19 protein-coding genes are annotated in these 25,195 nt (G+C 41.0%); 10 read left to right on the top strand and 9 right to left on the bottom strand.

Annotation, left to right across the window (positions count from 1 at the left end; translation table 11 throughout):
- Window positions 1–150 precede the first annotated feature (150 nt).
- Window positions 151–1,068 (top strand): M48 family metalloprotease, encoded by a 918-nt coding sequence (locus OCU74_RS00530; protein ID WP_087483020.1) that lies wholly within the window; start codon window positions 151–153, stop codon window positions 1,066–1,068.
- A 13-nt stretch (window positions 1,069–1,081) separates the two neighbouring features.
- A complete protein-coding gene (locus OCU74_RS00525; RefSeq protein ID WP_087483021.1) occupies window positions 1,082–3,391 on the top strand; it encodes an FtsK/SpoIIIE domain-containing protein in 2,310 nt (769 codons plus the stop codon).
- A gap of 1,041 nt (window positions 3,392–4,432) precedes the next feature.
- On the opposite strand, the gene OCU74_RS00520 is transcribed toward OCU74_RS00525, so the two are convergent.
- The 3 genes from OCU74_RS00520 to OCU74_RS00510 form a co-directional block, all read right to left on the bottom strand.
- The gene (locus OCU74_RS00520) at window positions 4,433–4,855 is read right to left on the bottom strand and encodes a hypothetical protein (RefSeq protein ID WP_087483023.1); all 423 of its coding nucleotides are present in this window, start codon (window positions 4,853–4,855) and stop codon (window positions 4,433–4,435) included.
- Between the two features lie 814 nt (window positions 4,856–5,669).
- Entirely contained in the window at window positions 5,670–6,464 is a 795-nt protein-coding gene (locus OCU74_RS00515; protein WP_087483024.1) for an endonuclease, read from the bottom strand.
- A gap of 172 nt (window positions 6,465–6,636) precedes the next feature.
- Window positions 6,637–7,215 (bottom strand): GNAT family N-acetyltransferase, encoded by a 579-nt coding sequence (locus tag OCU74_RS00510; RefSeq protein WP_087483025.1) that lies wholly within the window; start codon window positions 7,213–7,215, stop codon window positions 6,637–6,639.
- 292 nt (window positions 7,216–7,507) lie between these two features.
- Here OCU74_RS00510 and OCU74_RS00505 point away from each other — a divergent pair, with 292 nt between their 5' ends.
- Entirely contained in the window at window positions 7,508–7,774 is a 267-nt protein-coding gene (locus OCU74_RS00505; RefSeq protein WP_087483026.1) for a hypothetical protein, read from the top strand.
- Window positions 7,775–7,828: 54 nt separating this feature from the next.
- Here the strand turns inward: OCU74_RS00505 and OCU74_RS00500 are convergent, their stop codons facing one another.
- Together OCU74_RS00500 and OCU74_RS00495 are read right to left on the bottom strand one after the other, a co-directional pair.
- On the bottom strand, window positions 7,829–9,211 hold the full coding sequence (locus OCU74_RS00500) for a DEAD/DEAH box helicase (protein ID WP_087483027.1): 1,383 nt from the start codon (window positions 9,209–9,211) through the stop codon (window positions 7,829–7,831).
- Complete coding sequence (locus OCU74_RS00495) at window positions 9,205–9,639, bottom strand: hypothetical protein (RefSeq protein WP_390623634.1); 435 nt, start codon at window positions 9,637–9,639, stop codon at window positions 9,205–9,207. The genes OCU74_RS00500 and OCU74_RS00495 overlap by 7 nt, the downstream gene beginning before the upstream one ends.
- Before the next feature lie 197 nt (window positions 9,640–9,836).
- Between OCU74_RS00495 and OCU74_RS00490 the strand changes: the two genes are divergently transcribed.
- The 5 genes from OCU74_RS00490 to OCU74_RS00470 all read left to right on the top strand — a co-directional run bounded on the left by OCU74_RS00490 (window position 9,837) and on the right by OCU74_RS00470 (window position 17,481).
- Complete coding sequence (locus OCU74_RS00490) at window positions 9,837–10,151, top strand: helix-turn-helix transcriptional regulator (protein ID WP_087483029.1); 315 nt, start codon at window positions 9,837–9,839, stop codon at window positions 10,149–10,151.
- 139 nt (window positions 10,152–10,290) lie between these two features.
- Complete coding sequence (locus tag OCU74_RS00485) at window positions 10,291–11,166, top strand: hypothetical protein (protein WP_087483030.1); 876 nt, start codon at window positions 10,291–10,293, stop codon at window positions 11,164–11,166.
- A 341-nt stretch (window positions 11,167–11,507) separates the two neighbouring features.
- The gene (locus tag OCU74_RS00480) at window positions 11,508–12,263 is read left to right on the top strand and encodes a DUF4123 domain-containing protein (protein WP_087483031.1); all 756 of its coding nucleotides are present in this window, start codon (window positions 11,508–11,510) and stop codon (window positions 12,261–12,263) included.
- A complete protein-coding gene (locus tag OCU74_RS00475) occupies window positions 12,260–17,083 on the top strand; it encodes an RHS repeat-associated core domain-containing protein (protein WP_261856150.1) in 4,824 nt (1,607 codons plus the stop codon). The genes OCU74_RS00480 and OCU74_RS00475 overlap by 4 nt, the downstream gene beginning before the upstream one ends.
- Window positions 17,080–17,481, top strand: a complete 402-nt coding sequence (locus OCU74_RS00470; protein ID WP_087482781.1) for a toxin-antitoxin system YwqK family antitoxin — start codon at window positions 17,080–17,082, stop codon at window positions 17,479–17,481. The genes OCU74_RS00475 and OCU74_RS00470 overlap by 4 nt, the downstream gene beginning before the upstream one ends.
- On the opposite strand, the gene nfi is transcribed toward OCU74_RS00470, so the two are convergent.
- The 3 genes from nfi to OCU74_RS00455 form a co-directional block, all read right to left on the bottom strand.
- Window positions 17,482–18,153 (bottom strand): deoxyribonuclease V, encoded by a 672-nt coding sequence (gene nfi / locus OCU74_RS00465; RefSeq protein WP_087482780.1) that lies wholly within the window; start codon window positions 18,151–18,153, stop codon window positions 17,482–17,484.
- Between the two features lie 100 nt (window positions 18,154–18,253).
- On the bottom strand, window positions 18,254–19,066 hold the full coding sequence (locus tag OCU74_RS00460) for an ImmA/IrrE family metallo-endopeptidase (protein ID WP_087482779.1): 813 nt from the start codon (window positions 19,064–19,066) through the stop codon (window positions 18,254–18,256).
- 5 nt (window positions 19,067–19,071) lie between these two features.
- On the bottom strand, window positions 19,072–19,410 hold the full coding sequence (locus OCU74_RS00455; RefSeq protein ID WP_087482778.1) for a helix-turn-helix domain-containing protein: 339 nt from the start codon (window positions 19,408–19,410) through the stop codon (window positions 19,072–19,074).
- 751 nt (window positions 19,411–20,161) lie between these two features.
- On the opposite strand from OCU74_RS00455, the gene OCU74_RS00450 reads away from it, so the two are divergent.
- Both OCU74_RS00450 and OCU74_RS00445 read left to right on the top strand, forming a co-directional pair.
- Window positions 20,162–22,018: a hypothetical protein gene (locus OCU74_RS00450; protein ID WP_143693304.1), complete on the top strand. Its 1,857-nt coding sequence runs from the start codon at window positions 20,162–20,164 to the stop codon at window positions 22,016–22,018.
- A 1-nt stretch (window position 22,019) separates the two neighbouring features.
- Window positions 22,020–24,653 (top strand): UvrD-helicase domain-containing protein, encoded by a 2,634-nt coding sequence (locus OCU74_RS00445; protein WP_087482776.1) that lies wholly within the window; start codon window positions 22,020–22,022, stop codon window positions 24,651–24,653.
- On the opposite strand, the gene OCU74_RS00440 is transcribed toward OCU74_RS00445, so the two are convergent.
- Complete coding sequence (locus tag OCU74_RS00440; RefSeq protein ID WP_087482775.1) at window positions 24,611–25,192, bottom strand: hypothetical protein; 582 nt, start codon at window positions 25,190–25,192, stop codon at window positions 24,611–24,613. The two genes, OCU74_RS00445 and OCU74_RS00440, sit on opposite strands and share 43 nt — an antisense overlap.
- Window positions 25,193–25,195: the final 3 nt, after the last annotated feature.

The following is a 25,195-nucleotide window of genomic DNA, read 5'->3' as shown; positions in this document are numbered from 1 at the left end:
TATCATTCATTATTTGTTTAACTCCATGAATAACCTACAAAAGCTATATCTTCGGCTACAATGTGACTTATTTATGTAGTTGATGTGGTATCGATCTGACTAACTCCTTCACACTAGATCCGCGTAAAACAGCATCAAAAAGGATTTTGTATGCCAGAAGAAGTAGAAGTTAGAATAGATCAAGGAATACCTTTGCCAATTTTGGTCGGTAGTATGTTCGCGCTAACACTGGCCTCAACCTACTTTCTGGCTTTTATTGCTGTCATTATTTACGTGCAAAGCCATACTAATTGGCTCGGAATCCCATCTCCCAGAGAGATGGATTGGGCGATACGACATTTCTTTGGTGCAGCGACCCTATTTACGATTGCTGCATTAATATATGGGCTCTATAGCATTTCAGATGCTGGAACTGATAGTACATTTATTAAGCTTAAAGGGGAACCATTGAGCGATGAAGAAAGAGAAATGTTTGAACGCTTTTTCCATGACCCCAATAGTTCCCATCCTTCACATACCGGATCAAGTCATCCATCTTTTAATAGCAGTAAGATAGTAAAATTTATATCTAATGATATAAACGCTTGGGCCCTAGGTAGTATAGATCATGGCTACATGAGCTTCTCAACGACCTCATTAGAATTACCTGAAGAGCAGATCAAGGGAATTTTCTTACATGAGTTCGGGCACCTAGTTTCCAATGACTCTAAAAAAATGACTTTTGCAAAAAGTTTCCAGAATGCATTGGTTAGTTTTGCCATGATTACACCCCTTAAAAATTTCCTGAAATTCACTATTTTCATATTAACTCAACTAGTGTTAATGAAAGTGAGCCGTGAAAGGGAGTATCGAGCAGATCAGTTTGCCGTACACATTGATGAAGATAATGGAATTGTATCTGCACTCCAGTCTATAAAGACTAGCAAACTAGAGCTCGTAGATTACGGTGATGCAAAAGTCTATATGTTCTCATTACCAAACATAGATAGCATGTTTGCAACTCACCCTCCACTTGAGAACCGAATTGCAAGACTTACCAAATCTCAGATTGTATCACCAACAGAATAGAGAGAAATAGAAGATGGTGAAAAAAACGCCCATAACATACACCGACATGTTTACATCACGTGGACGATCGAAAATTATGTCAAACATATATGTGAATGAAGGTGGGCGTATAATTGACTCTCTTCGATGCCACACCGATGCATTAATCAGGTTTAATAGTGCACAAAAACGAGCAGAAACGAACCCTGAAGCAGCATGGCAAATGTTATCGGACCTATATCAAGATCTTAAATCACCTGAATCTATTCGTGCTTATTCCAATTTTTGGAACAGAACTGAAGCTGAAAAAGAATATAAGGAACTCCTGAAGAAAGTTTATGACGCATATGTGTCTACAGGTGTCTTTTGGATGTCGCGTAGTGACAAGTTATCCAATCAGATAATTGCACTTCCTTACGTATGTAACCTCAAATGTTCTCTTGGCGAACACTGCATTGCTAGGCTGATACACGATCCAAGAAGAGGTTCGAATGGCCATGCGGTAGTTATTGAACCCAGAAAAGGAGGTATAGATGTTGGTAAGTTAGGAGATACTCTATCTGAAGTCGCACGTATATGTGGATTCACTCACCCAGAAGTTATTTCAAAGCAAAACCGTATTATCATTCAAGAAGATCTACAATGGCTGTCTTTAATTGCAAAAACGAAAAGCCCAAAACTTATTGAACGTTTCGAAGCACTTTGTGTGGCAGTTCCTATCAAAGATGTAAACAATAACTTATGCGAAGTTTCAATCATTGATCCTAATGATCCAACTAAGGGTGTAGCACTAATATCTGTAACCAGTACGATAAGTATTTCTAGTGTAAAAGCTAGGGCACAAGAAATAGCCGATTATTTAGGATTAAAAAAAATAGTTGTCGAGCAAATGGGTGACTATATCAACATATATGAAGATAGAACACAAATTGAAGCAGTGAAACACGCAGAGAGTAATTTTCCGATTCACAAAGTCAAAGGGCTATGTGTCAACCTTGGCATAATGGATAAAGAGCAAGATACCTGTTTAGCGATTTGGTATGAAAAAGGTACAGAAGAGGTTGTTAAGTTTACTTCAACGAATGGATACCTAAAATCGAGTGTGATTGCACCTTTTCTGGAGGATATCATCGTCTATATGGGATGGGATGAAGCTGAACTGAAACAGGAAGGGGGGTCAGTTGACGTCATAAAAAGCAGCAACAATGAAAGGCTCTCAAATCTAGCAGTTAGCTCAGAGTTGAGTGAAAGAATTAGTGCTTTGCCTTATCATTTTGCTCTAACAGATGTCGCCGGAGATGAATTAATTGCGGAATACAACCAGTCGGCAAATTTCATTCATCTGCAATCAAAATCCAAAAGATCAATCCAGTTTTCATCAGTAAATGAAATTTTGGTGGATATAGAAAGTTATTTAGGATGGCCGAAACTCCAAGCGACTAGATTCAAAGGCAGTATCATAATCCATGATGATACTTGTAAAGAATCATCTATCTATATTCCTGCAGAACTGAAATTATCAGAGATCATTTCGCCAGACAAAGAGGTGATCACTTACGGTGTTACTGTGGAATGTAAAAGTTCTACTGTTAATCTTCGTGATTTTCAAAATACACTAATCGTCGGAATGCAAGGTTCAGGTAAATCAACCTTCATGATGAACCTGACCTATCAATTAGCAAGAAATGCTCCAAATAGAATAGATGAATTTTGTTGTATAGATTTAAAAAATAATGCCACCTTCTCGCCCTTAACTAAATTGAATGGCTTCACTGTGGTTGATAACCCTGACAGCGTTATACAAATAATTGACTATGTGGCAAGTGAAGTGGAACGACGAAATAAAGTTGCAGCCGAGACCTATAGTCCTGATGGGGTTTATCAAGGTGGTTTTCTATTCTTACTTATAGAAGAATATACACTCATAAATTCGATGATCTCTAATACGGATGATTTAGGAAAAGTAAGAGATAAAATTGAATACATTTTAAAAATTGGACGCTCAGCACGAGTCCGAGTTATTGCGGGCCTCCAACGCTCAGACGAGAAATCAATGAGGAAAGGAACAAAAGACCAATTTGCTAATTACTTCTTATTCAGAGTTGTTGACAAAGGCTATGCCGACAACATGTTTGATGGAGCGGAGTTACTAGCTGAAAAAGGATGGAGGCCAATAACATTGAGGCCAGGGCGTTGTATTGTGCAGCTTTCTAGTGAAAGCGACATATTTCAAATGCAGACGCCCCTAATATACAACGATGAGTTTAGATTGCTAATGAATGATATTGCTCTCACTAGTGATGCTGAGAGCTCAACTATCGAGAATACCAGTGGGGAAAGATAGTTGTTTTTACGCTGGATTGAGTTTACCTAATTTAAGTAAATGTGGTGCTTATGGATAATAAAACTTCAGCTGGCTTGGTCGCACTAGTCACAATCACAGGTGTTATTGGCTCGTTTTACCAGTTCACATCAATCCCAGATATTGACTTCTATTTATTCCTGAACTTCCTTCCAAGGTACATTCTTTATACATCGTTAATTCTGGCATTCTGCATTATTTGGAGAGGAAAGAAAGAACTACCTGCTTTCAGGAAAGGTGCAGACAAGACATTTAGCGTGAATCCCCTTTTGGCGGTATGTGGTATTATAATTTTATGTCTTTCTTGTTGGAACTTGTATCATACAATTAAAAATTTAAATGATTTTTCATACAATAATAATTACTTATCCACTTACGAGGCTGCTGCGCGATTATTACCGCATGCCGCCTTAATCCTATCTATTGGTATCTGGCTGAGCTTTTCATCTATATATAAAAAATCAATATTCACGACTCAAATATGTCTTAATACTGTATCTATAGACAAAAAATCGACATTAAATTCAGCTATATGCCTATTGCTTGCAGTAATCTACCTCATTACCTCTGTTGCATTTTGTCTCCAACTCTTAACACAAAATGGTACCCTACATAGATCAGAGCAGAATGTTTGGCCTCTCTTGTGGTCAATCTGGAACGTAATATCCTCTGGCACTTTTACCCTATTTTTTTATTATACAGTACGATGGTTTAATTCTCTTGTCATCCAAGTGAATAGTCATCAACTACTAAGTAGAGATTAGTCAGTTCACTATGCACTATTTCGGTAAGTAGATCTGCCCCTAGGGACATATTCAGTGTTCAATATGGGAAGTGATAGAGGATCACTTGGTTTTTGGGTTACAAAGATAGAGTTGAACGTGAAACTATGTGGGACACGGAAGGTTCATTCCGAAGGCCACTCAATTCAAATTAAGTATGAAATGGTTGAAATCTCTCATTATGAGAGGTTTAAAAAAGCACCACTACAAATGTAAATGGTGCTTTATCACACTAAAGCAACTACATCACTGGATCATTCACTGACATGCTAACAGGAACATCTTGAATTGGAGCTTGAACAAGATACCAGTGGTGAAAAGACTCATTTGGAGCTACACCTACAGGTTCCTGACGGATAATCATCAATCCTTTGTTCATAATCTTCTTGTTGATATCATCAACTAAGCTAGGTACGTTGCTGCAATCTCTAGCTAGGGAGCGTATTTCATTTGTTTTGATGCCAGGATTCTTAGCTATAGCTGTGAGCACAAGAGCTGTCTTAGCTGGTAAGCCTCGATGCTTACGCCAAAAAAGGGAGTAATCACGGATAGTAGCGTCAGAAAGATGAGCTAGTGGAAGACCAAGACTAGAAATACTTGGCATGTTTACAGAAGTGTTGTCTTGTAGCGTAGGTGCTACGTCCCATGTAATTTCGTTAAGCATAACGAATTACCTCTTAAGTTTACATTATCGGATGCCAATATAAGAATCACCAAATATCAGACAGTTTAATATGTTCATTGTTGTTAGGATTATCAGACCTGATGAACATGATACCTCATGAAACAATCACGAAACATTGGATATCTATACAGGATCATATGGGTTAAGTTTTTTATTGTCAACTCTCAAACGCAAAAAGCCCGCCAAAGAGGTAATGGCAGGCTGTTTTTTGCTTATTTATCGTCGGTCAACCGATAAACTAACCGACACTTAAAGTGTCACTACTAGAATGGGGTGATAAGTCCCGAGTGACATAATCTCAAAACAGGGTGATAAGTCCTGTTCTTATTACCACTACTGTTAAAGATAGTCTGTTTAAACAGTCTTGTTTAACTGTAATGACGGTAATCTATTTAAGCTGGCAACGCTATTCGTTGAGAGTCATTCTTAAAAACTTCGTTGTAAATGACTTTAAGTCAGGCAGACGATCTCGTCAATACCCCAAATTTGGTCGAGCATACTACTCATTTTTCTCTCGTTGTCAAATAGAATAACGTTGTAAAGTAGTCTTCCTGCGCTTGGGAGATACCGCTAGTGTTGTATAACGCAACATTTAGTCTTAGTCATTAAAAATGGCTAAAAGCGCTTAGGTTGTGTTTTAGAGCGTAATACACCACTTTAAAAAAAATCAAATTATTTTGCTTTTTCTAAAAAAATGTGACTTCGCGTTACTTTTCCTCTCCTTTGTTTAGGGTTTTAGGTCAATTATGACGCAATATACATAATCTGCGTCCTGTAACTTGCTTAAAAGGTGTTACTGGTTTTCAGCACAGTGATCTGATACATAGTGATTCCCCTTACCCTGTGCTTTTTCTATTCGTCGATTTCGTTCGCACTCCCAATCACTTACTGGATCAAGTAAGTTCCAGTGAAGCATCATGGTTAACATATCACTGCTGATTACTGCGCTATGAGTTTCAACCATATATAGATAGGTTCTGGCAATATCTCCTTTGATGTCATCGGCCGGTTCAACCAAGTCCTGCTCAAAATTGACCTCAAAATCGCACTGCCCATATTCCCTTGGTTCTCCAACAAGGTTAGCAAACCTATAATCAGAACGGTCAGCGTTCAATTCACCTACAGCAGGGGCCAGATTATTTAAATCATCATGAGCTTTCTTAAAAGCTGGGTTTAGTTTGTAGGCACATTCCCGTCCACCCAAGAACTTACCATTGCTTTTTCTACACTCAGGGAAAGACTTTCTATTGACCCACTCGTCTAGTTGTCCCCCAAAGGCATGAGCAGGCATAATGTGTTCCCACTCAATCCTTGAAGTACGTTCGTTTGGCTTGCCACTACTTGTTACAGGTCTTCTTGGTCGATAACCACATGACTGCGGTTTGATCATCGTTTCATGTGTATTGCCATCTCCATCAAGGTCAGTTATATCATCGAACACAAAATCGCATTGGCAATAGAAAGTGGTTAAATGGTCGAAGTAAACTTCTTTTTCCGCTTTGGCTTTTGCGTTCCCAAAGCTCGTTGGATATGATGCTGCCTGTACCACAATAGGGGAAAAGAGTATTGCAAGAGCTATCCATTTCATGATTTGCTATCCATGACTGATTTAGATTAGTTTCATATATTCAGTATTCGAACTTTTCCTCTGAAATGCAATTTACCAACCATTGATATACAGAATTGTTTGCTCTATCTCCCTCAAAAGACGTCTCTTGTTGTGTGCTTTTTCATTTACTCACAGCTCAGATTCGATTCATTTATGCCAACATTCCGGTAATCACATTGAGATGTAAGAACATAGGGACATGTTTGCTACCTGTATCCGACTTATCCAGTGGGACAAAATTAAATCTATTTTGGTAAAAGGTAATAGCATCATGAGCTGCTTCTAAATATAACCCTGCGCATCCGACCGACTCAGATACAGACAGAGTTTTTGCCAGGGCCTGATTCATTAATCTTATGCCTAGCCCTTTCTTCTGGTAGCTTCTATCAATACCAAACATCGTCAGTTTGACTACAGGGATCATCGTAGTATTTCCAATTGAGGAAACGACAGGAGATAACAGTCCTTTACATAGTGAGTGGGATGACAATGTAAAGAAACCAATCAGGCGATCATTTTCCGCACTATCGGTCATGACCATAACACCATTGCCTGGCGCTGTTGCTTGTTTTCTCAGGTTTTTCCTGACATAGCGGTTAATCACATTATTGTTACAGTCAAACTGTTTGAGTCCTTCAATGTTCTTGTCACCAACATAAAGTTTAACTTGGAATGAGTCCGAATTTTGCAGCCTGACACATTTCTCAAATTTTTTATCAATTTCTCCCATGATTATAACCTTTGGCAAAAACCCCTAGTTAAGTGCCACAAAATGAAAAGGAATATGGTTAACCTGCATCATACAGGTATAGAGCCTTATGATTGTTTCACTTTTATATGTGTCACTAGTTACGTATAAAAGTAAACTCATTTGAGTACAAAAACAATCAAAAAATTCTCAAATGAGTAATAATAAAAGCTCAAATGAGATCATTCAAAAGGGGGGAGTTATAAGATATGGTTTATTTTTGCACTAAATCCATACATAATGACAAAATGTCGAATACTTTATGCCATTATGTATGTCTATTATCTTTTATCAGGTTAAAGAAGGTGAATTTCGTCGGTTGGTTGAAACACGAACAATGACAGAGCTGCTTGCCCAGGAATCTAAAGAATTTCCGAATAAATTCCATCTGGTAGGAATTGATCAAAAAAATGGCATCGCATATGCGGTGCGTCATGGAAGAACTTCAGATCTCAGAGTATGGCGACTTGATAATCTAGTCAATCAAATCAGGGAGATGGGGTTCCAAAATCTGAAAGTCCAACTTTTAAATAAAACCTAACTCCGCGAGCGTCACCTCTTAAGCCATTCTAGGATGAACCATGTGTTTAAACAACTAGGAAAAGGCAGAAATTACCTGTTGTCTAAAACGTCCCAGACGTAATTCATCGAATATTGGGGGATTGCTTCCTATTGCATCTACCGGAGATTCGGTCAGGGAATTACTCCATGCGATATCCTCAATTCTCCCCGGAAACAGTGAACTGGTATCATTTTGAGGTGATGAGTTTTTGAGATCATCCCCCCCATAAAAGTCACTGCCTTCGAATTGTTTGGTAAATAAACAGGTGTCAGGGATATCTTGTTCAATCCGCTCGGCAAATCCAATCAGGTTTTCCTCAGCGAAGGTATAAAGCCAGGCCTGTTGATTTTGGGAATTGTTAACTCTCAAAATTCGTCCCAGAACCTGGCGGAAATACAGCTCTGTTTTTACCGAACTCAGGTGGCAACACACCTGCAACCGAGGTATATCTGTCCCTTCACTAATCATCCCGACACTAACAATCCACTGAGATTCGCTGTTTCTAAATTCATCAATGGTCTTCAGTGGCATATCGTGATGGTAGGTTACCAGTGTAGCGGTCTGGTGAAACTGCTCCGTCAGAAGTTCCTGTATTTTTCTGGCATGCTTAACTGATGATGCTACGACCAGTCCCCCTGCCGATGGATTCTCTTGCCTGATCTCTGTCAGCTTTGCGCAACCAAGGCCAAGGAGATACTGCATTGCCTCGTTATTGTGGAGCACACTCTGGTAGGACGTTTTTGTCTGACGTAAAAGCTCAAGAATGGACGAAAATGACTTGGTTTCAGCACCTTCAGAAATCGTCAGGTGCTCGTTATCTACCAGTACAATCTTGGGAGCCCTACAGACACCATCATCAATAGCTTGTTTCAATCCATATTGATAGTCACAAATGATATGCCCTTCCGGATCGGTATACTCAGCCATTACAATAGGTACTGAATCTGAACGCCATGGCGTTCCCGATAGAGCCAGAGTATATCGAGCCATCCCCTGAATCCTTGCCAGAATTTGCTCTCCCCAAACATTCGAACGACCAGTTCCGTCACCAGAGCAATGATGAATTTCATCAAATATGGCAAGCACCCGGTACTTACTGATGGTTTTCCAGAAAAGATCTCCAAGAAACTTGAGGCTCTGATAGGTATATGAGGCTCCCACAGCACCAAGGCCTCCGTCAAACGGACACTCCAACTGCCATGAGAAAGTATTTCTTATACCATCAGCAACTGTCAGAGAAGGAGAAAAGCATAGCACCAAATCAATTTCATCGGATTCGAGCAGGGATTTGGCTACTCGTGCGGCCATGAGAGTTTTTCCTGCCCCTGGAGTCGCCTGACACAGAAAGTGCTTCTGCTCTGAATGGTATTTCTCAAGTACTGAGCGAATACAGATTTTCTGCCATTGTCTCAGCATGGTGTCACCGATGAACCCGCCGCTTTCAGTACTGCCGACAGTGCATTAATTCGGCCAAGCAACCGGGCAGAACGTTCTCTGGCTTCCTCAAACAATGGATGAAACAAGCTTTCTCTGTCTGGGAAACGTTCAAGTAGGGAGCGATACTCATCGATCTCCCCCAGAACAATCGCCAGCTCACCTTCGTACTCATTTTTTTCCTTTGTCAGGGAGGAAAAAGAGGCTGTACCTGGCAGCTTATCAGGTCTCCGCCCTGTCTGAAACGCTCTGGGGTTGAAGGACATATCTTTGAAAGTCTTGGTCTGGGTATAACACTTTTCTCTGCCACTTCCAGCACTACTGAGCCAACCTTTTCTTTCCAGATAGGTTAACTGGCGGTACACAAATTTCCGGGCTTCAGTTTTGGAAAACTCATTTGTCTGTGACATCAGACTATCTCTTGCTTCGGCCACAGAAAAGTTGTCTATCTTTTTTTCGATCAACAGGTTAAACATATGTTTGTTGAGATTTACAGATTGATTCATGATTAAACATAGATATAGAAAAACTTAGGATTGCTAAGTATACAAAAATCAGTAAAACTTAGACAATCTAAGTTATCGACAGGTTTGTAAGAAATGTGTAAGTGCAGAATCCAATTCCCATTCGGCTCAAGGAAGCGCGTCAGCGTGCCGGTATCACTCAAAAAAATCTTGGAGTGATGATCGGTATGGACGAAAGCTCGGCCAGTGGGCGGATGAATCATTACGAAAAGGGAAGACATACTCCGGATATCAGCACATTGAAAAAAATGGCTGAAGCCCTTGACGTACCATTAAATTATTTCTTCTGTGAGGATCAACTATCTGCTGAACTTGCTGTGGAAATTGCAAAACTATCTGACGAGAAGAAACAACAATTGCTGACGTTGATTAAAGAAATTGATACTTCATCAGAGTAATTCTTTCCCCTCCTGCTAATACCTTCCTGGCGTTATAAAATTTACGAGAGAGTTCACAAGAACACATCCCCCCTATTACTCATCATCTGTCATGATATGGAGCAGCAATAAAGCTTAATTGACAATATGAGTCCGCCACATGAATTTTCGAGATCAGGAAACATTAATCCTTGAACATTATATGCCAGGGTTCACCCACCTGTCGGAAGAAGAAGCTGACCAATATTGGTTCGAAGCTTCGCCTCAGACAGTTTACCAAACCAATATGGCATTGCAGAAACTGCGGGGGAAAGGAAAAAATTTTCTTTCCATGTTTGAAGCTAGCAGAGCAGATATCTGTGATTTTCCTGATTTACTCTGCTACGACATCCCTTACTGGGAATACCAGAAGCATTGTATTGAATCATGGGATAACCCAGATCCGGAGAAAACCAATCGCTTGCGTATTTTAATGAATATCCCTTGTTTTCATCGTGAAATCCCTGCTGGGTATTCCTGTACATTCAACGACGAATGGATTCGGTTATTCATGAATGGACAAATGGTCTATGGGAGTCTGTATTCTGCCTCTCACTATATCCTAAGCAAAATTGAAGAGGCTGTGAATTCATGGATTGAACAGTGTTATCCGCATCAAGTTCAGATGGATGTACACTTGGATAGGAGTGATGACAATTGTATCCAGGTCTCCTTTGACAGCAACCACATTTTTAATTACCAACAAACCCATAAAGCCAAGAAAGAATGTAGACGTTTATATAGTGCTCTTTCTGAGAAACTTGAGCAGGAGTTGAATCGCCAGATCCCGGCAACTTACCTGATTGAATTCATAGATAGTGATGGTAGCCCCCAGGCTGACTTCGTGTTCAAAAATAACCAAACACTTTCATTAGTTTGTCCAGTCAGGTTTTTGGAAGACTTTACAAGACTGACACAAAGTAACCATCAGTTAGACTTTCTTGTTAATCGATATGTTAAACAAATAACCAGCCAACTCATTGAGCTGGGTTTTTAGTCATATAGCATTGCTCAGTCAGATAGATACAGCATTAGCTTCTGTACCCTCTCATAATGCCAATAATGATAACCCTATCCCAAAAAATACATTTCAACTCTGCAAACCGCACAAACCTAATGAATCAGGTTAAACCAAATTCATATAATCTTGAACTTATTTCCCTTACTTAACTGAGAGATAAGAGCATTAGGGCTTAATTTGGGGAAATCTCCATCATTATAAAAATAAAACTAACAACATAGGTATGACTATATGCGAAGTTTGATATTTCTGAGTTGGCTTTGTATCCAAACAAGGCAACAAATGAAGCGGGTAAGCATGTTAAAGGAAATTGCCCCATGTCTTATCTAAACAAACAACTCACGCAAGATTTAAACTGGTACGTGATACTCAACGGAACCAGTGATGGTGATCCACAGCGCTGGTTTTATATGAACGGCGGCGAGAATACTCAGGGTATCTGGCTCGGCACACCGTATGCCGAGTGGCGCGAAGTGATGCCGAATATCGCTCAGATCTCACCGGAGCATCCGTTTCTTGACTGGATTGCAACCGAATCTTGCGATGACTGGGGCATTGTGGTCGGCAGTGAGGCTGATTTTGCCACCGTTCAGGCCCATTTCCGCAGCCTGACTCATGTGTGGCTGCCTTCGGGCGAACATGTGTTTTTCCGTTTCTACGACCCCCGTTTCGGGCTGGATGTTGCAACCTTCTGCGAACAGGAAGAGCGCACTGCCCTGATGGGGCCTACGCAGTGCTGGCTGAGCCTGTCTTCATCACAGCAAGAACTGACGCGGGTCGATAACCCGTCCCCGACAGCAACCGCCGATTTTCAGGAACGCGCTTTCCCGTGGTGGACCGTGCCGGAGGCGGTGCTGGCGGCACTGAGTGAAGACCCGAGCGTGCTGACCAATAATCTGCTTCAGGGGTTGCGTGAATATCAACAGGCACTGTATGACGCTTATCCTGAGCCGGTATTGCGGCAGAAAACGGCGCGTTTTGTGGCCCGGTATCAGGGTGAAAAAGACGGTTATCTTGCGGCTTTCATTGAATATATAGAGCAAGAACAACAACGGTTGGGGATGCTTTCATGAGCGAAAAACAGGAATTTTATCACTATATCAATCAGCAGTTGGAAGCCTTTCCCGGTCTGTTGACCGAATATCGGGAACATACAAAGAAGTGGTATTTTCAGCTTGCGGATAAGGGCAGTGCTGCGTTGGATTTGCCTTCACTTTTTTCGATGGACAAAAAACTCAAAGTGAGTGGCGCGAGTACGACGGTCGGCAAAGATGATGATAACTATGCCACTAAAGTGAGCTGCCCGCTTAGCGGTAAACTGGAAATCGAGAGTATGTTCCAGTCTATCTATAACGTCCCACTGGGCGGTATTGATGCGATTATCAAAGCCGAAGATGGGAGTGAAACCCAGACTGTTACCCTTGATACACAAGGAAAAGCCACCGTCACCGGGCTGACGCCGGGGAAATATTATGAAGTGGTGATTAACAATAAACCGACGCCGGCGGAGATGGATAGCCTGTTTGCTCATTATGATGAGCTCAGCGGAGATTTGGTTGACTGGCTGACCGGTAAGTGGAATTCATTCAAACCGGAATGGGATAGTTATTTTTCCAATAGCGCTGCCCAGTCGGTTTTATCGGTCATTAGCCATTTTGCCGAGGGTATCTGGAAGGCACTGAAAGAGCTGTGGGACGGGATTGGCGAAATTTATGACATGCTCAAAGACCCGAAGAAAGCACTGAAAGATATGGTTGACGGTGCGGCGGATATTATTAATGCCATTAAAAATGCCGCCAGCAGTGCCCCGGATATGCTGGAAAAGGCATTGTTGTTTGCCTCAGATGAAGCGGCGCTGTACCTGTTTGTGCGGGCGATGATGGCTTATATCTCAATGGTGCCGCTGACGGGAATGCTGAATAAGCTGGCTGAAATGGGGGGGAATGCACTGGCTGGTGTGCTGCTGGGGCTGCTTGGTGGCGTAATTGTGACCTTTATTGCCACACCGGCTTCTGGGGTGGCTTATGCGGTTTACCGGGCGGTGAAAACTGCCGGGGTGGCGATTAAAAAGGTCATCGAACCACTGCTGGAAGTGATTGAGGAAATCTTTGCCTTTGCCAAGAAACTGATTAACAAGGCCTGTGAGAAATTCAAGCGTATCGCCATGAACAAGGGCGGCAAAGGTGTCTATCGCAATGGCAAACTTGAGTTTGAAGCCAGTAACCGACCTACCAGTAAACTTCACATGGACAAGGACGATCTGCCGGATAGCAGCAAGGTGGCAAAAAACGAATCCGGCCTTTCAACACAAGGTAACAAGACAACTGTCTGTGACAATGACCCGATTTCCATGGCAACCGGTGAAGAACTGCTTGAGCTGACCGACGGCCATCTGATTGGTCTGCTGCCGTTTGAGTGGCAACGGCTTTATCGGACCGGCGCTGTTGAAACCAACGTCGGGCTGGGTTACGGCTGGTCGCATGCGCTTTCTCATCAACTGACTGTGGATGGGGATGAAATCATCTGGCGGGACGGCGAAGGCAAGCTGACCCGTTTCCCCAGACCGACAAAACAGCTTCCGGCCATGACCAACCGGATGGCGGGCTCGGCGGCTTTTCTGGGCAGTGACGAGCAGATTGTGATTGCTGCCGGGGAGCATTTTTATTCCTTTAAAATGAGCGGTGACAGCGGCAGACTGACCGCCATCAAGGATGTTTACGACCATACGCTGAGTATCGCTTATGACCGGCAGCATCGTCCGGTGCGGGTTGCCACCGAGACCAACCTGAAGTTTGAACTGGTGTATGAACATGACCTGATTGCCCGGGTGGATTTGTATGCTTATCTGGCCGAGCAGGATGAATGGCAGTTTGTTCAGACGCAGGTGAGTTATGGCTATAACGGTCTGTCACAACTGATTAGCGCAACCAATGCCAGTGGTGAAACCGAGCAGTATACCTACGATGCACAGCATGTGATTCAGTCGCGTGAGCTGGCCGGTGGCGCAGTATTCCGCTGGGAATGGCAGGGCGAAGGCAAGCAGGTTCGGGCAATCCGCCAGTACAGTAACCTGACTCAGGTGGATACCCGTTATGAATGGGATGAAGATGCCGGAACGGTGACGCTGACCAACAGCGACGGCTCGCAGCAGGTGTATCAGCATGATGAAAACGCCCGGCTGGTGAAAGAAGTGGACGGCAGCGGCGGTGAATACCTCAAGGAATACGATGATAAAGGCCGCCTGACCAAAGAAACCGATGCGCTCGGCAATGTCACTGAATCGGTGTATAACGATGCCGGGGAGCTGGTTGCTAAAATCGAGCCCAATGGCTTAACCACCCATTTTTCTTATCGCAATGGCCTGCTGAGCAAAGTGCAGCAGGACAAAGCGATATGGCAGTACCGACATGACCATCTGGGCCATATTACTGAGCAGACCGACCCGCTCGGTCACACCACAAGCTATGACTACAATGACCACGGCCTGATTGAGAAAATCATCTATCCGGACGGTGGTGAGCACAAACTGACCTGGAACCGCAACGGTCATCTGGTGGATGAAACCACACCGCAGGGTGAAGTGATTCGCTACCGCTACGATATTCTGGGGCGACTGCGATTGCGCCATGACAGTCAGGGAGTTACCGAACTGTCTTATGACCGCAGCGGACGGCTGACCAAACAGGTGCTTCCCGGCGGGCAGACCCGTTTCTATGAATACAACGCTTACAACAAGGTGACTAAGTTTACCGATGAGCAGGGCAGAGTCACGACCTATGACTATGAGTTCCCGCTGCATCTGGTGACGAAGAAAACCAACCCGGACGGCAGTACGGTTCAGTACCGCTACGACAACCCGTTCCATTTTGTCAGCGAGATTATCAACGAGCGTGGCGAACGCTATCAGATTGATTACATGCCGACCGGTCATGTGCAGCGGGAAGTGACGTTTGATGGTCGTCAGTTCGTGTATGAGTATGACAGCCATACCCAACTGACTGCGAAGACTGAAATCGGCAGTGAAGGCACTGAGCTGATTACCCGCTATGCATATAACGAGCAGGGCAAACTGATAGAGAAAATCCTGCCGGATGAATCAACTATCAGTTACAGCTATGACTTACTGGGCCATCTGACCGGTGTTAATGACGGCCAGTGGCCGCTGGCGTATGAATATGATGTGCTGGGCCGGCTGACGGTTGAACATCAGGGCTGGGCGAGTGCCGGTTACCGCTACGATGCGATGGGGCATCTGACAGCGCACCTGTTGCCGGACGGCCAGCAGATTGATTATGAGTTTCAGCACGGTCGTCTGCATCAGGTCAGCCTGAACGGACATTGCCTGACCCAACACCAGTATCAGGTGAGTGGTCTGGAAAGCAGCCGGACACAGGGCGCGCTGACCAGTCACTTCCAGTATGACGACATGGGCCGCCTGAGCGAGCACCGGGTCAGTCAGGCGCAGCAACAGACCTTGTTCCGCCGTTATCAGTACAACCGTTCGGGCAACCTGATGCAGGTGGAAGATAACCTGCGCGGCCTGACTCAATATCAGTATGACCCGCTGGACCGTCTGACGTCGGTGCGTGGCAGTGTCAGCGAGACGTTTGCCCATGACCCGGCAGGCAACCTGATACAGGACCGACTGAGTAATGTAGAAGGTAACCGGCTGCTGTTTCAGGGTGACTGTCACTATCAGTATGATGAGTTCGGTAACCTCATTCAGGAAGCCAGAGGGACGAATCAGTCACTTATCACCCGCTATGAATACGATGGTCAGCACCGGTTAACCCGGGTTGAAAAGCACGACGGCACTATTGCGGAATACCAATATGATGCGTTTGGCAGACGGATTCAAAAAGCGGTCACCGACAAAACCGGACACCAGAGAACCACCGAATTCCTGTGGCAGGGCGATAAACTGCTGGCCGAATCAGGCGACAGTCATTACCAGACTTATCTGTACGAGTACGGCAGCTTTAAACCGCTGGCACTGATTACCGGAGAAGGTGCAGCTAACGCGACACCGTACTTCTATCACCTTGACCAGATTGGGACGCCGCTGGAAATCACCGATGCAACCGGGCAAGTGGCATGGTCGGTGGATTATCACAGTTACGGTAATGTTGCCTACCAGCGCAAAGCCGAAATCACCAGCCCGCTGCGTTTTCAGGGGCAGTATTATGATGAAGAAACGGGTTTACATTACAACCGGCACCGTTACTATAGCCCGGATACCGGACGTTTTATTACGGTTGACCCCATTGGTCTGGCGGGCGGGTTAAACAACTACCAGTATGTGAAGAATCCGACCGGGTGGATTGATCCGTTGGGGTTGATGATGCGTAATTGTGCTGGTCAGAAAGTGTTACAGAAGGGGCGGCTGGAAGAGCTACGCGCAAAATATGGTACGTTGACAGCAGAACAAATCAACCAACGCATTAACTTACGGGGAGCAACGACTGAAGAATACAATCGGCTGCTTAGAACAGGGATGTCTAAAAATGAAATGGGGCCTGTTGTAGCAGGTGTATATGATACAAAAACAGGACAGTACTTTTTTGATATAAACCACGAATCACTTCCTTCAAAACTGGACCCACTATTGGCAAATCGTTTAGAGAACATGCCATCAGACATTATGAATAGTTACGAGAAAACTCTTGGAGCTGGAACTCATGCTGAAGTATATGCATTAAATAAAGCCATGCTAGCTAGAGAAGGTGCAGCACTGGATGATTTTATGATATATACAATTTCTGCTAAAAAAGCATCAGTTCCATTAAGAGGGCTTCCTGTCCCCCGTTGCCCACATTGTGATTTTTTAACGAATGGAACACAGTATTTTCCAGAAGTTATGAATTACAGCAAAAAGAGTATTGTGAAGCCATGATTAGAATTGATGATGATGAACTAGATCTAGATGGCGACCTTTGTCTATATGAAGGCCACCCCTTTACTGGCGTGAGCTATGAGCCAGGAACTGAAGGTAAGCTTTTAAGCGAAGTTGAGTATAAAAATGGCTTTGCTACTGGAATAACTAAGCGTTGGTATCCTTCAGGGCAGCTCAAAGAAGAGTTTTCTTGCAAAAGAGGACTTCGACATGGTGAAAGCACAACTTGGTTTGATAATGGCTGTATAAAAATCAAAGCTGAATATGAGCTTGGAATCGAGCTCGGTTACCAAGAGTGGAATGAAAGTGGTGATTTGGTTGAATCCAGAGAGTTAGATCCTGAATCCGTGCAGGCAAATCTTCTAAAACGACATCGAGAAATGTACGCAGATTGGTGATTATTTTTTTAAACTTGCTTTCACTAATTGATCGGCCTGCCTTGTTGTTTCGGGCAGCCGGTATTTAGGAGAAAGTTTTAAAATCCAGTCACAAGCAGTTTCTAAAGAGATTCGGTGGCCTACAGAGATATAAACAGGATTGATACCATCCTGTGTCCGCAAGACATTACCAATAATTTCATTGTTATCCATCAGAGGAGCCATTGCTCCTCTTTTTTCATGTGGTTCCTCATGTTCCCCAAGCAATCTAGTCTTACCACACCCAATGGTTGGTATATTGAAAATAACGCCCAAATGACAGGCTAATCCAAATCGGCGAGGATGAGCATAACCTTGCCCATCACAGACAACCAAATCAGGTGTATTTTTTAACTGAGCAAAAGCTTTAACTAGTGGTGGGAGTTCCCGAAAAGAGAACAGTCCCGGGATATAAGGGAACTGCTCTGTATCCTCTACGATGACGGTTTCTACAATATCCAAAGTGTTCGCATCGAGAACAACAACAGCTGCGACTAACTTGTTGCTTTCCTTCTGATAGGCCACATCAGTTCCGGCAATTAGCTCAATATGATTGAATCTATCTACCTTGATTACTTTGGCTGATAGTGCCTGTTGTAGTTTTAAGGCTTCGGCTTCATTTATAAGCCAGGAGTGGTTGAAAACAGGTTTCATAGACGAACATCTCTAACCTTCTTATGTCCTGAGACTGGAACTCACATACTAAATCCACGATTATACTCAGAAAAGAATATCAAAGATTAATTAAATAACATCAAGAGCATACCAAAACCAATGTAACACTATAACCATTGTCTTGGTAATACGTTTGCTCTAATACTCTTTCTGGCAAGGAATACCCTTCAGATTCTTCAAACCAGGCGTTTGAAGATACGACCTGTTTATCCGTGATCTCATTTTGAAGTGCACGTTCATTTACAATTAAGCTTTCCAGAGGAAGAGCCTGCTCTTTCAAATACTTCAGTTTCCAAGAAGCTAAAGCATCCCAATTAGCCCAACAGTACGAACACACATTATCCTTTGCATGGACTATAGCCATTGGTAAACTAAGTAATTTACAGCACCGATTAGCCATTGCAGAAAAACTAACATCCAATCTTGAGGAGATTTCATTAAATAGGTTCAAAGAAACATCTTTAGAATTTAAATCGGGCAACACTATTGACTCTGGCATCAATAATAATTCAGAAAATGCATTAGCTTCTACTTCAAATTCTTTCTGATAATAACTGGTAAAATTATCAATACAATAGTTATTTGGACTATGATGTTGTAAAAGATGATGCCCAAGTTCATGAGCTATAGAAAATCGTTCTCGCCCACTGATATCAGTATGCTTCTTATGAAAAATTATACCATATTCTTTAACAGAATCAGATACTAACATCCCTTCAAGACGAGAATTCTCTGACAAACCCAGTTCCACTATATCAATAATACCACATGCCTTAGCTATATCTTTGACAGGAATAGGAATACGTAGATCGGGGCACTGACGGAATATTTCATTTACAAGTTCTTCAGGAGTAAAAAAATCAGCCAATGCTAGTCGATCTATATTAATCATTAGTTTTATGTACTTTTTCTTTGCTTAATTAGAGCCTCTGCCATTTCTAAAGCATTTTTAATGGTCTGTCTATCTTCTTCCGATAAATTATCTATATCCAACTTAAAATCTCGAAATAAAACGTGAGCACTAGTATTCTCTCCAGAATCAAGTCCTACTAACGAATCAAGAGTGATGCCATAGTATAGTGCAAGTTTTTTCAATAATTCCAATGATGGATTCTTAGTCTTACCTTTTTCGAGTTCCCAAATATGAGGTTTCGATACACCGACAGCGTCTGCGACAGCTTGTAGAGACGCTTTCTTACTCACTCGTAACTCCGTCAATCTCTCAGCTAAGGTCATGTGTAAATCTCCATAAAAAAATTGGCGGCATGTTATACCAAACCAAATCGTATGTATATATCAAACAGAATCACTGTATATATATACAATATACACATATAAAGCAAATTTTTTGTTAGATGTACATTGACAGCTCGTATAGAAAAATCTAACCTATGCCGTATAGGTTAACACAACCCATACGTTAAGTAGTAACTTACATCACAAAAGAGGAAAGATCCATGGCAACAAACGGAAAAACCGGAGATAACCATAGAAACGGAGCAGTAAGAGAACGCTCTCAAACCCAGACACCTAGTGGACATTGGGTGAAAAGAGATACAAACACTGGCAGATTCATGGATGTGAAAACATCCGACAAAACACCATTTAAAGGAGTCAGGAAGGAAAAATAGACTTTCGCTACTAACAAAAGTCTATTTCAGAGTTGAAAAGTAAAAATCACCACAATTTTTACTTTCAGGTTTATACCGGAGGTCTCAGCCTACCGCTATATCAAGATTACTTTTAAAGATATTAGCGTGTGTCAGCTCTGATTACAATAGAGGTCCCTCCATAATCTCTGATTAGGAGGATTGTATGGATAAGTCCAACAAACCCAAAGTCGTCCATGTGGTCAGCTACCCCAGATTCCGATACGGCAAGTGGGAAAGTGTCTGCTCTCATTGGCGTTCATTACCAAACAGTTAAATCTAACAGGCACAGTATAGTGCTGTGCCTCTACTTTCTATTTGTAGTTAAGAGAGTTACCGTGACAACACCTACTGACTTTAATATAAATGAGTTAACTAATCATGATAATAACTACTGGCGGGTTGACTGGTTTGGATACTTGCACTACTTCAACCAATACGGTCAACGTTTTAGTGAACCACTTGTAGATGTATATCTATCAGCTTTCAAGTCAAAGCCGAATAGCTCCAGTCTCAATTACAAAACATCAACAAATTTTTCTCAGCCAAACAGAGTATGTATACCTATTAGCTATCTTATGATCGTACGACTAGGTGATGTTTGGCATAAAGGGAGAAGGCTGAAGTTGAAGCATTCAATGGAAATGAGAGAGTGCTTTCAATCAACAACCATAGATATCCAGACTACAGCAACTCTCCAGTCAGGAGCCAAGGATACAAAAGGGAACCATATAATCCCATTCGCTTATCACCCTTATCACAAACCTGCGACCCATACATATTGCGAAATCATAAACCTGCCGGATGGAAACAGGATTGCAATTCCACACTATGTCATTCTACAGGCATACTTTTCCGAGTCTCAATATGTCTTTCAACAGATATTTAAATTTGGACTTCAACTCGATTCTATTTATGACCCAGCAAAATCATATATTAATGACTCTGGTGAGGCTTTTATCATGCTGAAGGCTAAAACACATGATAGTGCAGCGTCTCAGGTTGCACGTTTAGCTTTTGATAAGAAGGCAAACACTGTCATTAGCAACATTAGTCCCAATATGTCCATACAAAAGAACACAGGACAACCTATACGCCCTAAAGCTGGTTTTCCTTTTGAGAACCAAACAACCAACCTAAATGTGTATGGTAAATGGTGCCATAAAGAAGAAGCTCAGAATAAAACATTTATCGTATATGACATACTTGGTTGTTCTGCGGCCTACCCATTCACAAATTTAAAGCATTTTAGGGACAATCCTGGAGACAAGGATCCCAATTCCCCTGGAACCAGGCCCGTGGAAGGTCAATCAAAAAGTGGAAAACCAAAACCTCGTGTAAAAAAAGATAACCAATTGGAGCTACAGCCTCAGGAAGAGCCAACCAATAAAATGGAAGAGCTTTTACTTGAAAAACGCAGGGGAACAGAATTTTCTGACTTAGTGACAAAAAATGTAGAGAAACAGAGACAAGACCCACACAAAAACCATAAAGATAACGCTTCCGGCCCCCCCAACGAAAAAGATGTCGGAGCAGGAAACACTGGTGATGGCTCATCAAATGGTGCTATCCCTCCGGTTGATTTTTGCTTACCTCCAAGTGAATACGAAAACAGACACATTTTTAAGAATCGGATATGTCGGCTAGAACTATTCCTAAAATTATTGTCAATCCTAAAAAGTTCACCATACATAACTCATTCCGAGTTCATTCAGGTTTTTTCAGGTTTGGGTGCCCCCTCTTCTGTCTACTCGTATTTTCCAGACACGTGGACTGATACAAGAAGAAAATCCACATGGCAGTACATTAATTACATCAAAGGATTCAACCTTGCTGAGCAGAAAAAACATCGCAGGGCCATCATTGCAAATTTAACCATTTCAAGTCACGCAACAATTTATCTTATAGATATAGAGCGTCGAACGGCCTCAGTTGAGGAAGGATGGATAGAGTTAGATTCTGCTTCATTATTTTTGGCTATATGCCATGGTTCTAATACTCTTTCTAGATCTCTGTTATCATCTCTCATTGAAAACTGTGCAGAGAATAGAGGAACTTGGAAGCATGAGATGATAGAACCGTATGCGGAGAGCTATTCTCTCAAACATTCTTCTAATCTTTCAGTAGAAAACGGGCAATATGTTGAGCGACAGATAGCCATTATTGAAAAATATATAGGATTTAAATTTAGCTGATATGTCTTCCATAAACGAATCCCAGAAAACATATAAGAAAAAACTATTAGAGCGACTACCAAGCATAAAAATAGGATGGTTTGGGAGAGTAAAGAAAAAAGACTATGACTTATTGAAAGAGCTAAGTCTCGATTTGTTAGATACAGCAGAGCAGGGAAATAATAGAAAACTCTCCCAAAAAGAGTCCACTCATCAAAGCGAAATTTCAAACATTCACGCTCTATATAGGAAGAAACTTGAGTCCTATAAGTATGCTTTTAACGACCTTCTAGCTAAACATGAAAAAGCAAGTAATGATATTAAGAACCTTAAACAAACCAATATCCAAGAACGAGAAAACATAGAAAAACATTGCTCTAGTTACAATATTCCCTCACCATATAAAGAAGAACCGTCCATCGAACCTATTGTTCAGAAGAAAAGATACAATTTTTCATCAACTCAGAAATCGAATTTCCTATCTGAATTACACAGAATAGGAATAACACCAAATGAAGAACAAATTCAAATGCTCTTCAGTGAAAACCCAGCGACGTGTGTCCAAGCGGGAGCGGGATCTGGCAAATCGACTGTTCTTGCTTGTCGCGTAGCTTTCTTATACAAAGCTCTCGATATACCACTCAATAAGATTACAGTAACAACATTTACACGAGCATCCAGAAAAGAGTTTATAGAGAAATTAGTCCACATTATCAATGCATTACCTCCAAAATATAATCCAATAGATGAACAGGTAGGCCGCTCTGTTGTAAAAACATTTCATTCATTGGCCTATATGCTCCATAAAAAATTTGGAGATGGACGAAAATTGATACACGGCAACTTTACTCCCAAGTTAGAATTAGATAATGGTGAATTATTAGATATTGATGACTTTACAATGATGTCTGAGGACGAAATAAAGCAATCTTATGAATGCGACGACTTTATTCCCAAATTATCTGAAGAAATGAATAAGGTATATAATGATTTATATTTAGAAGATGATAAATTTAAAAAAACAATTGATAAACTTTATGTATATTCTTTCTGGAGAAAATCAGTAAAGAAAGATTCAGACAATAAATATTATGATATCTTCGAAAATGAACTGTCTGATACTTCATTTAATGATTGGATTGAAGAAAATAGAAACTTTTATATGAATAATTTAATTTGCCATGAAGAAAAAGGTTATATAAAAGTTGGGGGAACAAATCTAAAATACCATATTAATCTACCTAATCTAAATTTAAAAATATTTATAAGCAAAGATATTAATAACTATAGAGATCAATACTTAAAATCAGATAAAATGAAAAGATACTCTATATACAACCGAATGAATTATCGTAGATATTTTATTCTATCCATAGCTAGACCAGATTATTTATGGGTACACTCTCAACAGGATCTTCAAGATCTAATTGATAGAAACAATACAATGAATGGAATCCCTTCAGCTCCATACTTCACATATGCAAATATTGGGGAATCCATCAATAAAAATCCTGGAGATAAGAACTTTAAACCTGTATATGAGCACTTCTATAGCTTATCAAGCTTTATATACTCTCTTGGAAAAAAAATAACAAAATATAGTATAGAAACCATATGTGAACAAAATTATTTTTCAGAGTTATTAGAGAATGATATAACTTTTTTAGAAGCAGCCATAATTTTCAATAAGAAGTTAGAAGAACACTTAGAAAGTAAAAACCTCATTACCTTTGAACAAATATTTCACAATTTCAGTTCATCTAAGCATTGTGACCTAAGTCAATGTAATCCAGAAATAAATTTAAAATGGTCAGAGCATTTACTAATAGATGAATTCCAAGACATTTCCCCTAACATTATCAACTTTATAAATAATATAAAAAAAATATATACGAAAAAAATGGCGAAAGGCACAATCATGTTTGTGGGTGACGAAAATCAATCTATATATTCATGGCGAGGAGGAGCCCGTCATTTTATCATGAATCCTGATTTATATTTTCCTATATATGGAAAATTCAGCATAGTCCGGCTGTATATAAACTATCGCAGCCTAAATAATATTATAGAAATAGCTCGTATATATTTAAAAAAATTAAATTGTGATAAAATATTCAAATCAGCGCGTAAAGATGAAGAATCAAAAAATTCAAAATTCATGATCATAGAAGAAATAAAAACTGGCACTTATGAGACAAAAATAAATTATGAACACCTTGCAGAGAAACTTCATGAAGAAGTAAATAGAATCAACGCATCAAAAGAAAAGCCTATATATATAATTTCTAGATATCATAAACTTCTTAACAATACTGGATGCCAGAAATGGGATATATTGTATAATAATCTGAAAAAAAATGAAGTTATCCAGCCGATGACTATTCATGTAAGCAAGGGGCTTCAGTCAAAATCAATTTTCTTATTAGGTGATATATATTACGATAGCTGGAACCCTCTAAAGAATGCTATTTATCTATGGACAGATATGCCTACAACATATGATAATGCCCAGCACAATGAAGCTCTTTGCTTAGGTTATGTTGCTTTAACAAGAGCCGAAGACAATGTGTACTGGTACTTAAATTCCCAACACAAAAATGGATTAAGTAAAGACTACTTAAAAATATTTTCATCAATAGGCAATCGTTCCAAGTGAGCACTCACCCTAGAATAGCTATTTTCTAGTACCTGTGATTCACAGATATGGAACCAGTGAGAATGATCTCTATCACTTTCTTTATTTTCAGTCAAGAAAGTAGATAGATTATTCTTGCTATATTGGCCTAAAAAACTATAACGACTTATATATTTTCTACGATAAGATAGCATTTTTGCATAAGCACCAGGATCATCAAGAGCAAGGGCTTTCATTGCTTTTTCTTCCGTTCTTATCAAAGCAACAAAAGTTTTGGTAACATACAATAGATAATCAATTTCCTTTAACAAACTGGAATATTTAGTCTCGTTATTCAGTCCCAACTGGAGATAATCATTCAGATCACATCGCTCAAAATGGTCTAACTGTGTTGGTAAATTCCCAACTTTCATCTCAAGCGCCACAAATTTCTGCGCAAGGAGTAATAACTCCTCTCTTTCCAGAGAACTGACACCTTCCAGACTCATACCTAAAATATCATCAAAAGTGATATCAATGTCATCTTGGTCATCACCTTCGTATGGTTCATATGGATACATATA

Origin of the sequence: Vibrio mangrovi, assembly GCF_024346955.1 — a bacterium.
GTDB lineage: Bacteria > Pseudomonadota > Gammaproteobacteria > Enterobacterales > Vibrionaceae > Vibrio > Vibrio mangrovi.
This window is presented reverse-complemented; position numbering and strand designations above follow the sequence as displayed.